10 protein-coding genes are annotated in these 12,205 nt (G+C 70.8%); 4 read left to right on the plus strand and 6 right to left on the minus strand.

Annotated elements, in window-relative coordinates; genetic code table 11:
• The first annotated feature begins 92 nt into the window (after window positions 1–92).
• Entirely contained in the window at window positions 93–1,037 is a 945-nt protein-coding gene (locus tag ACFYXH_RS09040) for a DUF3027 domain-containing protein (protein WP_385300429.1), read from the plus strand.
• Window positions 1,038–1,212: 175 nt separating this feature from the next.
• Window positions 1,213–4,377, plus strand: coding sequence for a sacsin N-terminal ATP-binding-like domain-containing protein (locus ACFYXH_RS09045; protein ID WP_389561434.1), 3,165 nt, complete (start codon window positions 1,213–1,215; stop codon window positions 4,375–4,377).
• Window positions 4,378–4,527: 150 nt separating this feature from the next.
• Here ACFYXH_RS09045 and ACFYXH_RS09050 read toward each other — a convergent pair whose 3' ends face one another.
• The 5 genes from ACFYXH_RS09050 to ACFYXH_RS09070 form a co-directional block, all read right to left on the minus strand.
• Window positions 4,528–4,914 carry a toxin-antitoxin system, toxin component, PIN family protein gene (locus ACFYXH_RS09050; protein ID WP_389561435.1) on the minus strand — a complete coding sequence of 129 codons (387 nt, stop codon included), beginning with the start codon at window positions 4,912–4,914 and terminating at the stop codon, window positions 4,528–4,530.
• Window positions 4,904–5,560 (minus strand): DUF433 domain-containing protein, encoded by a 657-nt coding sequence (locus tag ACFYXH_RS09055; protein WP_389561436.1) that lies wholly within the window; start codon window positions 5,558–5,560, stop codon window positions 4,904–4,906. Before ACFYXH_RS09055 ends, ACFYXH_RS09050 begins: the two co-directional genes overlap by 11 nt.
• Before the next feature lie 80 nt (window positions 5,561–5,640).
• Window positions 5,641–6,621 carry a hypothetical protein gene (locus ACFYXH_RS09060; RefSeq protein WP_389561437.1) on the minus strand — a complete coding sequence of 327 codons (981 nt, stop codon included), beginning with the start codon at window positions 6,619–6,621 and terminating at the stop codon, window positions 5,641–5,643.
• Between the two features lie 174 nt (window positions 6,622–6,795).
• Entirely contained in the window at window positions 6,796–9,291 is a 2,496-nt protein-coding gene (locus ACFYXH_RS09065; RefSeq protein WP_389561438.1) for an HAD-IC family P-type ATPase, read from the minus strand.
• Window positions 9,292–9,420: 129 nt separating this feature from the next.
• Complete coding sequence (locus tag ACFYXH_RS09070; RefSeq protein WP_389561439.1) at window positions 9,421–9,708, minus strand: DUF2530 domain-containing protein; 288 nt, start codon at window positions 9,706–9,708, stop codon at window positions 9,421–9,423.
• A gap of 246 nt (window positions 9,709–9,954) precedes the next feature.
• Between ACFYXH_RS09070 and ACFYXH_RS09075 the strand changes: the two genes are divergently transcribed.
• Window positions 9,955–11,409, plus strand: coding sequence for an NCS2 family permease (locus tag ACFYXH_RS09075; RefSeq protein WP_389561440.1), 1,455 nt, complete (start codon window positions 9,955–9,957; stop codon window positions 11,407–11,409).
• Here the strand turns inward: ACFYXH_RS09075 and ACFYXH_RS09080 are convergent.
• On the minus strand, window positions 11,402–11,584 hold the full coding sequence (locus ACFYXH_RS09080; RefSeq protein WP_327324388.1) for a ribbon-helix-helix protein, CopG family: 183 nt from the start codon (window positions 11,582–11,584) through the stop codon (window positions 11,402–11,404). The genes ACFYXH_RS09075 and ACFYXH_RS09080 overlap by 8 nt on opposite strands.
• Window positions 11,585–11,739: 155 nt before the next feature.
• Here ACFYXH_RS09080 and ACFYXH_RS09085 point away from each other — a divergent pair, with 155 nt between their 5' ends.
• A complete protein-coding gene (locus tag ACFYXH_RS09085) occupies window positions 11,740–12,183 on the plus strand; it encodes a MarR family winged helix-turn-helix transcriptional regulator (protein ID WP_385300437.1) in 444 nt (147 codons plus the stop codon).
• Window positions 12,184–12,205 lie beyond the last annotated feature (22 nt).

Below are 12,205 nucleotides of genomic sequence, written 5' to 3' on the forward strand. Positions count from 1 at the left end.
CGATGCGGCCCCCTGGTCCGCTCCGCCTGCGGCCCGTACCTCGCGAATCGGCCGGCGCACCCGTGAGACGGCGTAGGAGAGAAGCGAGACCTGTGAGTGCAGCGACGACGCGAAGCCGGACCCCTGACCGCCTGTGCGCCGAGGCGGTAGACCTTGCCCGGTCGGCGGCCGAAGAGGCCGCGGCCCCTGGGGTGGTCGGCGAGCATGTATCCCTGGTCTCGGAGGGTGACCGTGTAGTCACGCACTTCTTCGAGGCCAAGGAACCCGGATACCGCGGCTGGCGCTGGGCGGTGACCGTCACGCGGGCCTCCCGCGCCAAGATCGTCACGCTGGACGAAACCGTCCTGCTCCCCGGCCCCGATTCGCTGCTCGCGCCCGAGTGGGTGCCGTGGAGCGAGCGGCTGCGGCCCGGCGACCTGGGCCCCGGCGATCTGCTGCCCACCGAGGCGGAGGATCTGCGGCTGGAGCCCGGCTTCACGGGCGAGGACGTGCCCCCGCCGAATTCCGTGGTCGCCGAGACCGTGCCGCCGTCCCACGACCTGGTCGAGCGCGTCGAGGCGGAGGACGCGGAACTCACCGAGCGCAGGCCCATCGACGAGAGCGTCGCCAACGGCCGCGGTGCGATCGCGTCGGTCGCGGAGGAGCTCGGCATGCGCCGGGCCCGCGTGCTGTCCCGGTACGGGCTGCACGTCGCCGCGGACCGCTGGGACGAGTCCTTCGGCGCGCAGACCCCCATGGCGCAGGCGGCCCCCGCGTCCTGTGCGAGCTGCGGTTTCCTCGTTCCGCTGGCGGGCTCCCTGCGGCAGGCCTTCGGTATCTGCGCGAACGAGTTCTCACCGGCGGACGGGCGCGTCGTGTCCTTGTCGTACGGCTGCGGCGCGCACTCCGAGGCGGCTGTGATGCCGAAGCCGCCGCAGCCGGCGCCGCATGTCTTCGACTCGATGGGCACGGACGAGTTCCCGCTGCGTCCGGCCCGCGAAGGCGGTTCGGTCTCCTCGGAGCCGGACGGCGAGTCGGAGGATCTCGGCCACTCGTAGTCCGCTTCCGACAGCTCGCGGGTTCCTGCGGAGTGCGGAGCGCGCAGTTCGCGGTACCTTCGGCCGCATAAGCAGTGGGCGGGTCGACCGCGGGTACACGGCACGTGGGTCGCGGTCAGGCCGCCCATGGTCCGCACGCAGACTGCGGGTCAACCGGAGAGAGCGGAGTCACAGCGTGAGCGTCAGGACCACCGAGTGGGCGGACCCGTTCGGGACGGCGCGGCTGCGGCGCGGGGTGCTCGACGCGTGGGGGGCCAGTCCCGCCCGCTTCCGTGAGGACGCCAACGCCGAGGAGGATCTGGCCCTCGGCGGCTACCGCGACCGCCTTGTCGTCGAACTCGCACAGAACGCCGCGGACGCCGCGGCCCGCGCCCGCGTGCCGGGCCGGCTCCGGCTGACCCTGCGGCCCGGCACGGGCGACGAGTCCGCTGTCCTCGCCGCCGCGAACACCGGCGCGCCGCTCGACGCGACCGGCGTCGAATCGCTGAGCACGCTGCGGGCCTCGGCCAAGCGCGAGGGCCACGAGGCCGCCGTCGGCCGCTTCGGCGTCGGCTTCGCAGCCGTCCTCGCGGTGAGCGACGAGCCCGCCGTGATCGGCCGGCACGGAGGCGTGCGCTGGTCCCTGGCCGAGGCCAGGGAACTGGCCCAGCAGGCGGCCAAGGCGAGCCCCGGGCTCGGCGACGAGCTGCGCCGCCGCGACGGACACGTACCGCTGCTGCGCCTGCCGCTGCCTGCCGAGGGTACGGCTCCCGAGGGGTACGACACGGTCGTCGTGCTGCCCCTGCGGGACGGGGCCGCGGTCGATCTGGTGGAGCGGCTGCTCGCCGGGATCGACGACGCGCTATTGCTCACGCTGACCGGCCTGACCGAGATCGTCGTCGAAACCCCGGGCGGCGTACGGGTGTTGAGGCGCTCCGAGCACGGTGCGTACGTCCACATCGAGGACAGCGTCCAGGGCGACCGGCGCTGGCGGGTGGTGAGCCACGGCGGCGCCATCGAGCCCGCGCTGCTCGCGGACCGGCCCGTCGAGGAGCGGCTGCGGCCGTACTGGACCGTCACCTGGGCCGTGCCCGTGGACGAGGAGGGCGCGCCGGCCCGGCCGCGTACCGCCCCTGTGGTGCACGCGCCCACGCCCACCGACGAACCTCTCGGCGTGCCCGCGCTGCTGATCGCCTCGCTGCCGCTGGACACCACCCGCCGCCACCCGGCGCCCGGGCCGCTCACCGACTTCCTGGTGCGGAAGGCGGCCGCGGCGTACGCCGAACTCCTCGGCAGCTGGCAGCCGGTGACCGTCGGAACCATCGACCTGGTGCCCGGTCCGCTCGGCAAGGGCGAGCTGGACGGCGCGCTGCGGGAGGCGATCCTTCAGCTGCTGCCGCGTACGGCGTTCCTGGAGGCGGCGCTGCCGCGCGATGTGTCCGGCGAGTGGTCCGGGGACACCGGGCTGCCGGACCGTGAGGATGTCTCCGCCGGGCTGCGGCCGATCGAGGCGGAGGTCCTGGAGGGCGCGGGCGCGGATACCGTCCGCGTGCTGGCCGAGGTGCTGCCGAGCCTGCTGCCCGCGGGTCTCGAGCGCCGCGTGGAGCTGCGCACGCTCGGCGTGGCGCGGGTGCCGCTGACCGAGGCGATCGACCGGCTCGCGGGTCTTGAGCGCGAGCCCGGCTGGTGGCAGCGGCTGTACGACAGCCTCGCCGGGGTCGACCCGGACCGGCTGACCGGGCTGCCGGTGCCGCTCGCCGACGGGCGTACGACGATCGGGCCCCGCCAGACGCTGCTGCCGCTGGCCGAGACCCCGCCGCATCTCGCGCGGCTCGGGCTGAAGGTGGTCCACCCGGAGGCCGCGCACCCGCTCCTGGAGAAGCTGGGCGCGCTGCCCGCGACGCCGCGCGCCGTGCTGACGACGCCGCAGGTGCGGGCGGCGGTGGCCGGCTCGCTGGACACCGGCGAGGTTTGGTACGACGGAGTCGGGGACGGTGCCGCGCTGGACGCGGAGGAGCTCGCCGAGACGGTGCTGGCGCTGGTACGGGATGCGGGCATCGAGCCCGGGGACGAGCCGTGGCTGGGCGCGCTGGCACTGTCGGACGAGGACGGCGAGCTCGCTCCTGCGGGTGAACTGGTGCTGCCGGGCAGCCCGTTCGCCTCGGTGATGCGCGAGGACGAACTGGCGCTCTGCGACGGCGAGCTGGCCGAGCGGTGGGGCGAGCAGCCGCTGGCCGCATGCGGTGTGCTGGCGAACTTCGCTCTCGTACGGGCCACGGATGTGGTCCTCGACCCCGATGAACTCGAGCCCCGCGACGGAGACTTCGCCGAGCCCGACGACGCGGGTCTGCTGGACGCGGTCGACGTGTGGTGCGAGGACGTGCTCGACCGGCTGCCTCAGACGCCGGTGCCGCCGGTCGCCACGGAGATCGTCGCCGTACGGGATCTGGACCTGGTGGACGACGACTGCTGGCCGCAGGCGCTGGCGCTGCTGGCGCAGCCGCCGCTGCGGGACGCGTTGACCCAGTCCGTACGGATCCTGCTCCCGGACGGGACGACGGAGACGGTGCGCCCGTACACGGCGTGGTGGCTGCGGGACCATCCGGTGCTGGACGGGCGCCGCCCGGCGGGTCTGCGGGCGGCGGGCGGCGATCCGCTGCTGGCCGGTCTGTACGACACGGTGGACGCGACGGGCTTCGAGGACGTGCAGGTGCTGCGGGCGCTGGGCGTGCGCACGTCGTTGGCCGCGCTGCTGGAGGAGCCGGGCGGGGCGGCGGAGCTGCTCGGCCGGCTCGCCGATCCCTCTCGCGAGGTGTCCGGTGCGCAACTCCACGCCCTGTACACGGCGTTGGCGGACCTCGACCCGGATCAGGTCACGCTCCCTGACGAGCTGCGGGTTGTCGTCGACGGCGAGGTACGGGTCGTCGACGCTTCGGACGCGGTGGTGGCGGACGCGCCGGATCTGCTCCCGCTGACGGCGGGCCTGCCGCTGCTGCCGGTGGCGCCGTCACGGGCGGCGGAGCTGGCGGAGCTGTTCCAGGTCCGCCGCCTGGGCGAGGCGGTCTCGGCGGAGGTGACCACGGAGGGCGAGGAACACGAGGTCCCGGAGTCCGTCCACGTCCTGCTCGGGAGCGGCACCCCTGCGACGTACGTCGAGCACGAGGAGTTGGTGGCGGGCGGCGTCGAACTGGACTGGCGGCGCACCCAGGACGGCGTGATCCACGCATCGACCCTGGAGGGCGTGGCGGCGGGCCTGGCCTGGGCGGCGGGCCAGTGGCCGCGCCGCTTCGAGGTGGCGGCACTGCTGGAGGACCCGTCCCGCACGGAGGAACTGGCGCGGGACCGCTGGTTCGACGCGTAGCGGTAGGGGGTGGGATCCCGCCCCCCGGCCCCGGGGGCTTCAGCCCCCGGGGCCGGGGCGAGGGCTGCCAGGCAGCCCGTCTGCTGAGCTCGACGAGCAGTCCCGCACCTGCGAGTCGAACGGCGGTGCCGTCATCGCGGCAGCCCAGTGTCACGGCCAAGTGCGCTCGATACGGTCATGCCGCAGGGCATAAGCGGCGGGGCTGCCCTTCTCGATGGCCCGGTACATCGCGTTGCGGTGTGCGTCGAGCCGTTCGACCATCTCGATACTGCGAAGCTGCTGGTTGTCGAGGTAGAAGAGCACTGCCTCGCGGTCTAAAACGGGCTGGATCTCCAGGTCCCGTGTCTTGATCCGTCCGTCCTTCGACAGAGGGACCCAGGATTGGTCGAGGCCGTGGGCGATCCATTCCTCGTCGGGGATGTACTGTGCGTCGGCCGGGAAGACGTCGACGATGCAGTGAACCGCCCAGCCGCGTGCCCTCAACTCCTCCGCGACGCGCCGCCCGAGGTTGCGGTCGAGAAAGAACTCAGGCGGCAAGGCGCACCACTGCGTGGCACAGCGAGTCGACCTGCTCAGGGGTCATGCCGAACTCGTAGGCGATGTCCTCGACGGTCTCGCCGGCTTCCCAGAGGTCGGTGACGGCCTTGACCGGGACGCGGTTGGCCGCGATGACGGGGAGACCACGGCCGAACCTCGGGTCGATCACGACCGGAACGGAATCCGGGTACTGCCTCAGACGCAGGCTCGAAGGGAAATCGTCGTCCGCGTCCCAGGTCAGGTAGCGGAGGTACTCGGACACCACCTCGTGGATGGGGGCCTGCCCGTCCCGGGCTCTGCGCAGATCACCGAAGCCGTGCTCGACGAAGATGTCCACGCCGTCGGTGGCGATCCGCTTCGAGACGAGGCCGTAGGGGGTGTCGAAGGCGTCCCGCACCGCGGCCGCAGCTTCCCTGATCTCGCTCATCCGCAGGCCGAGGGAGCGCAGGGAGCGCAGGACGTGGGCTTCGGCCACGGCGATGAACGGCACCGAGGGCTGGCCTTTGCGCACGGGCTCCACCTGGTGCACGAGCGGGGCCCCGGCGGCTCTGCCCCTCAGCCAGGAGGTGAGGGTCGACGATGGAATCTCAAGGTAGGAGGACGTTTCCGTAGGTGTGAGGAGCCCGTCCGTAAACCTGTCGACCATGATCCACCTCCCGCTGCTGTCAGGTCCCGCATCGTCGCACAACCAGGCTCCCACGAGGGGAGCGGCGGCACACGCCTGGCTCAGCATGCCGCTCGCAGGTGATCGTCGTGGGTGATGGCAGGACCTGCCGTGATCACGTCCTCGGGCGGGCAGTCGCGGCAGCGGCCGGGTTCCGCGGCGCGGAAGGCGCGTTCGCAGCCGCCGTCGCAGGTCTGCCAAGGCAGGACGGGAGGCGCGGCGACCTGGGTGGGTGCGGCGACGGGCAGATCGCGGAGCCGGAAGCCCAGGATGCGAGCCGGTCGACAACGGAAGCGGTCCGGGAGGCCCGTGGTGAGGAGCTCGGCGATCTCCTCGGGTCCGGTGCCTTGCGCGAGCCACTGGCTGACGGCCGGGGCGAGTTCGGCGACCTCCCGCCGGGACAGGATCAGCCTTCGGTCGCGGATACGCAGCGAGGCGAGGATGACGACGGCTTGCCGGTCGGCCTCGGCGAGTTGGGGAGGGGGCGCGGTATCCGGGGCGTCCCCTGTCTCCAGTGCCGTGGGAGGTGTCAGCCCTTGCGCAGGCTCGGGCGGAGGCACAGGCCCGACTTGAGCGGCGGGGGCGGGGCCGGTGTCCGGGGCAGCCTCCGGCCGGGGTGTCTTCCTGTGTGTCTCCGGCTCCGCGGACCTTCGCGGCCGGGGTGGCACAGGCGGCGCCGGTCTGGGGTCGCCCTGTCCCGGCACGTCGTAGAAGTACGTCCTCGTACGGATGAGGCCGCCGTGCCCGCGTTCGCGCCGTCGCTCCAGATAGCCGGAGGCCTCCAACTCCCGGAGCGCCCGCGAGATCAGGATCTCGCCTTCCGTGAAGTGCTCGCACAGTGCGGCGATGCTCACGGACGCACCGTCCGGCAGGGAGGCGATGTAGGCCGCGACGCCGACTGTGACCGCGCTTCCGCGACGCTGCGCAAGGGCGTTGGCGATCACGGTGAAGTCGGCGGTGAGGCGGGTGCGGACGTGGATCACGCCGGAGGTCGGTGCCCCGGCATCGGCGCGCAGGCGCGCGTTAGACTGCGGTTCAGCCATCGGGAAGGGGTTTCTTCCTGATCGGTGAGGCCCTCGATCAGGATTGCCGTCCTGGCCGGGGGCCGATCATATGTCTGGGGTTGTTGCGGCGAACGTAACCGCCAACTTCCCGCCCCCGCAAGCCAGTCACCCGTCCGGGTGACGCGGGGGAGGGGAGGGAGGGCAGGTGGTTCTTCACCCCAGGTTCTTTGGGGAGTTCGTGGTCGGCCGGACTCCCGCGCACGAGCGGTCCACCCACCGCCACGCCACCTCCAGCAGCCCCGCCCCCGCCGCCGCGATCGCCACCGCCCCCCACGGCATCGTCGTGCCCACCAGCTTCAGGGCGAAGAAGTTCTGCAGCCACGGCACCACCAGCACGATCAGGAAGGCGACCCCCATCGCCGCCACCAGGCACACCCGCCACAGGGTGTACGGGCGGGCGATGATCGCCAGGACCCACATCGAGACCAGGAACAGCGTCAGCGTCGCCGCGCTCGTTTCCGCGTCCAGGGCGCCCGGGCCGCTGTAGTAGTGCCGGGCCAGCAGGTACGTGGCGAACGTCGCCGCGGCCGCGATCGCGCCGGCCGGGATCGCGTACCGCATCACCCTGCGTACGAAGTTCGGCTGCGCCCGCTCCTTGTTGGGGGCCAGCGCCAGGAAGAACGCCGGGATACCGATCGTCAGCGTCGAGAGCAGCGTCAGATGCCGGGGCAGGAAGGGGTATTCGACCTGGCTGCACACCACCAGCACCGCCAGCAGCACCGAGTACACCGTCTTCGTCAGGAACAGCGTCGCCACCCGCGTGATGTTGCCGATGACCCGCCGGCCCTCCGCCACCACCGACGGCAGCGTCGCGAAGCTGTTGTCGAGCAGCACGATCTGCGCGACCGCCTTCGTCGCCTCCGAGCCCGACCCCATCGAGACGCCGATGTCCGCGTCCTTCAGTGCGAGGACATCGTTCACGCCGTCACCCGTCATCGCGACCGTGTGGCCGCGGGACTGCAGCGCGCCGACCATGTCGCGCTTCTGCTGCGGCGTGACCCGGCCGAAGACGGCGTTGGCGTCCAGGGCCTCGGCCATCCGGGTCTGCTCCGCGGGGAGCCGGCGCGCGTCCACCGTGTTCGCCGCGCCCGGCAGACCGAGCTTGCCTGCCACCGCGCTCACCGACACCGCGTTGTCGCCGGAGATGACCTTCGCGCTGACGTTCTGGTCGGCGAAGTACGCGAGCGTGTCGGACGCGTCGGGACGCAGCCGCTGCTCCAGCACCACCAGCGCTGTGGGCCTCGCCTCCGCTGCTACGTCCGCCGCGTCGAGGTCGCCCGCCGCCCGCGCGAGCAGCAGCACCCGCAGGCCCTGCTCGTTGAGCTGCCCGATCTCGCCCAGCGTCGGGTCGGCCGCCGGGAGCAGCACATCCGGCGCGCCCAGCAGCCAGGTGGAGTTGTCGCCGTCGCCCTCGCTGAAGGCGGCGCCGCTGTACTTGCGCGCCGACGAGAAGGGCAGCGACTCCGTGCAGCGCCACTCCTCGCTGTCCGGATACGCGTCGATGATCGCCTGCAACGAGGCGTTCGGCCGTGGGTCGGACTCGCCGAGAGCGCCCAGCACCTTCCGTATGTACGTCTCGTCCGCGCCGTCCAGCGGCCGCAGCTCCGATACGTCCATACCGCCCTCGGTCAGCGTGCCCGTCTTGTCGAGGCAGACCACGTCCACCCGCGCGAGGCCCTCGATGGCGGGCAACTCCTGCACCAGGCACTGCTTGCGGCCGAGCCGGATGACGCCGATCGCGAAGGCGACCGACGTCAGCAGCACAAGGCCCTCGGGGATCATCGGGACGATGCCGCCGACGGTCCTGGCCACCGAGTCCTTGAAGTTGTTGTTCTTGACGACGAGCTGGCTGATGATGAGCCCGATCGAGGTCGGGACCATCATCCAGGTCACGTACTTGAGGATCGTGCTGATGCCGCTGCGCAGCTCGGAGTGGACGAGTGTGAAGCGGGAGGCCTCCTCGGCGAGCTGCGCCGCGTACGCCTCGCGCCCCACCTTCGTCGCCGTGAACGCCCCGCCGCCCGCGACCACGAAGCTGCCCGACATCACCGGATCCCCGGGGTGCTTGATGACCGGATCGGCCTCGCCCGTCAGCAGCGACTCGTCGATCTCCATGTTGTCGGCCTCGGCCACCTCGCCGTCCACGACGACCTTGTCGCCGGGCCCGAGTTCGACGAGATCGCCGAGCACGATCTCGGACGTGGAGATCTCGGCCGCCTCTCCGTCGCGCCGTACCGTCGGTCTCGCCTCGCCGATGACCGCGAGCCCGTCGAGGGTCTTCTTGGCGCGCAGCTCCTGGATGATGCCGATACCGGTGTTGGCGATGATCACGAAGCCGAACAGGCTGTCCTGGATCGGCGCGACGAGGAGCATGATCGCCCACAGCACGCCGATGATCGCGTTGAAGCGGGTGAAGACGTTCGCGCGGACGATTTCGGTGGTGGAGCGGGAGCTGCGTACGGGAACGTCGTTGACCTCACCGCGGGCGACCCGCTCGGCGACCTCGGCCGTCGTCAGCCCGGTGGCCGGGACTGCGATCGCGGACCGCGGCAGCTTCATCGGGTGTACGGGGTCGAGTTCGGAGCCCGCGTCGATGGTCGGTCCGCCGGGCTCGGGGCCGTCCGCGTCGATTCTCGCCCGCTGCGTCATGGTTTCGACGGTACGGCCGGAGGGGCCGGTTCACCCGCCGAGTGCGCCGGAGATCAGACCTCGGTAGGACGCGAATGGTCCTGTGGCAGTACGGGCGCTGTAAGGGGCACTTGACTTCAGTCGCTTGCTTCAGTCGCTCGCAGCGGCAGAGGAACCCGGCTCCGCCGCCTCGGCGGCCTTCGCGCGCTTGATCGCCACGTCCCGCCTGCGTACGTACCAGATGCCGATCAGCCCGAGTCCGCCACCGGCCAGACACGTCCACACCCACCACATCAGGTCACGGTCGTCGAACCAGCTGTAGAAGGGGATCTGGACGAGGAAGAGGACGAACCAGAGGATCGTGCCGCCGGTGATGGTGGCGACGACGGGCCCCTCCAGGGGCTCGGGTGCCTCGTGCTTGGGGGTCCACTTCGCCATGCGCACAGTGTAGGCGGCATGTATGCCGAGGCCGCGGGGCCGGTCGGCGGCCGGACAGGGGCTGGGCAAGGGGCGGGGCGGCCCAAGGGTCTACGCGCGGAGATAGAAATCTTTGCCTTATGTATTCATACTGAAACTGCTTACAGATGACTGGTTTTGCTTGTTGGAAGATACAAGTCTGGCCAGTTTTTTACTGTCAGCTGTTCTTTTCCGTCCCCGCCCCTCCCCGTATGACTGAGGTTCCGCATGCCCCCCTCGGCCACCGCCAAGGTCGACTCCGCAGACCGGCCCCCGGCTCCCCGCCGGCCTTCCGGCAGCCTGGACCGTTTCTTCAAGATCTCGGAGCGCGGCTCCTCGGTCGCCCGCGAGGTGCGCGGCGGATTCGCCACCTTCTTCGCGATGGCGTACATCATCGTGCTGAACCCGATCATCCTCGGCAGCGCGAAGGACATGTACGGCCATCAGCTCGACGGCGGCCAGCTGGTCACCGCCACCGTGCTGACCGCGGCCTTCTCCACCCTGCTCATGGGCGTGATCGGCAATGTCCCGATCGCGCTCGCGGCCGGCCTCGGTGTGAACACCGTCGTCGCCCTCCAGCTCGCGCCCCGGATGTCCTGGCCGGACGCGATGGGCATGGTCGTCCTCGCCGGCTTCGTTGTGATGCTGCTGGTCGCCACCGGACTGCGCGAGCGCGTGATGAACGCCGTGCCCCGCAGCCTGCGCAAGGGCATCGCGATCGGCATCGGCCTCTTCATCATGCTGATCGGCCTGGTCGACTCCGGCTTCGTCTCCCGTATCCCGGACGCCGCCAACACCCCCGTGCCGCTGCAGCTCGGCGTCGGCGGCCACCTCGTCGGCTGGCCGGTCCTCGTCTTCATCCTCGGCGCGCTGCTCACGCTCGCGCTGATCATCCGCAAGGTGCCGGGCGCGATCCTCATCTCCATCGTCGCGATGACGATCGTCGCGATGGTCATCGATGCCGTGGCGACGGTCCCGTCCTGGGGACTGACCGCGCCCCAGTGGCCCGGCAACCCGGTGGCGTCGCCCGACTTCGGTCTGGTCGGCAAGGTCAGCCTGTTCGGCGGCTTCGGGAAGGTCGGCTACCTCACCGGCATTCTCTTCGTCTTCACCGTGCTGCTGTCCTGCTTCTTCGACGCGATGGGCACGATCCTCGGCGTCGGCGACGAGGCCAAGCTGCTGGACAAGGACGGCAGGCTGCCCGGTATCAACAAGGTGCTCTTCGTCGACGGCATCGCCGTCGCCGCGGGCGGCGCGACCTCGTCCTCGGCCTCCACCTGCTTCGTGGAGTCCACCGCGGGCGTCGGCGAGGGGGCCCGTACCGGCCTGGCGTCCGTCGTCACCGGTGCGCTGTTCACGGGGGCGCTGTTCCTCACGCCGCTCGCCACGATGGTCCCGTCCCAGGCGGCGACGCCCGCGCTGCTGGCGGTCGGTTTCCTGATCCTGGCCGGTTCGGTCCGGGACATCGACTGGGACGACTTCACCGTCGCCGTGCCGGCCTTCCTGGCGATGGTGATGATGCCGTTCACGTACTCGATCACCAACGGCATCGGCATCGGCTTCATCACCTTCAGCCTGCTGCGGCTGGCGGCCGGACGGGGCCGTGAGGTGCCCGTGGCCATGTACGTGGTGTCCGCGGTGTTCGTCTTCTACTACGCGATGCCCGCGCTGGGTCTCACGTAAGACCGTAGAACTTCTCTGTCTCCTCGACGGCCGCCTGGAAGCGTTCGTCGAAGTCATCGCGGATGAGCGTCCGGACCACATAGTCCTGGACGCTCATTCCGCGTCTGGCGGCATGGTGCCTGAGCCGGTCGAGTAGCTCACCGTCTATCCGCAGGCTGAGGACTGTCGATCCCATATCAGCCAGGGTTGCCGGATACCCGCGGCCGCTGTGTCACTTTCTGGATGTGACTCACTCATATGAGTGACGAAATGATCTCCTGGCCGACGTCCTGGTCGGCGCATGGAGAATCGACTGGTCTTTAGGTTGGGTAATGAGTTATGCTAACAAACATGCCTGACCTGTCCCATGGCAATGACGCTGACGTCGCCGCCGTGAACTCCCTGCGCTCAGCCGTGATGCGGCTGGGCCGACGCCTGAAGCATCAGCGCGTCGACGAATCGCTGAGCCCCACCGAGATGTCGGTGCTCGGCACCCTTGCCCTGTGCGGCCATGCCACCCCCGGTGAGCTGGCCCGCAAGGAGCATGTCCAGCCGCCGTCCATGACCCGGATCGTGGCGTTGCTCGAGGCCAAGGGACTGGTCCGGCTCGAGCCGCACCCCGACGACCGCCGGCAGAAGGTGGTCAGCCCGACCGAGCAGGCGGAAGCCATGCTCGAGGAGAGCCGCCGCAAGCGGAATGCCTGGCTGGCCTCGCTCGCCGAAGGGCTGGACGATGACGAGTGGGCCAAGCTGCGCGCAGCCGCCCCCGTACTGGAGAAGCTCGCACACCTCTAATCACCGCACCATGGAAGAGGCG

Source organism: Streptomyces sp. NPDC002730 (assembly GCF_042888805.1).
Taxonomy (GTDB): Bacteria; Actinomycetota; Actinomycetes; order Streptomycetales; family Streptomycetaceae; genus Streptomyces.

Bases quoted from the DNA above. Each gene is read 5' to 3' on its own strand.
- ACFYXH_RS09065 (WP_389561438.1), bottom strand. From the start codon at position 9,291: ATGACGCAGCGGGCGAGAATCGACGCGGACGGCCCCGAGCCCGGCGGA.
- ACFYXH_RS09085 (WP_385300437.1), top strand. From the start codon at position 11,740: ATGCCTGACCTGTCCCATGGCAATGACGCTGACGTCGCCGCCGTGAAC.
- ACFYXH_RS09070 (WP_389561439.1), bottom strand. From the start codon at position 9,708: ATGGCGAAGTGGACCCCCAAGCACGAGGCACCCGAGCCCCTGGAGGGG.
- ACFYXH_RS09075 (WP_389561440.1), top strand. From the start codon at position 9,955: ATGCCCCCCTCGGCCACCGCCAAGGTCGACTCCGCAGACCGGCCCCCG.
- ACFYXH_RS09055 (WP_389561436.1), bottom strand. From the start codon at position 5,560: ATGGTCGACAGGTTTACGGACGGGCTCCTCACACCTACGGAAACGTCC.
- ACFYXH_RS09060 (WP_389561437.1), bottom strand. From the start codon at position 6,621: ATGGCTGAACCGCAGTCTAACGCGCGCCTGCGCGCCGATGCCGGGGCA.
- ACFYXH_RS09080 (WP_327324388.1), bottom strand. From the start codon at position 11,584: ATGGGATCGACAGTCCTCAGCCTGCGGATAGACGGTGAGCTACTCGAC.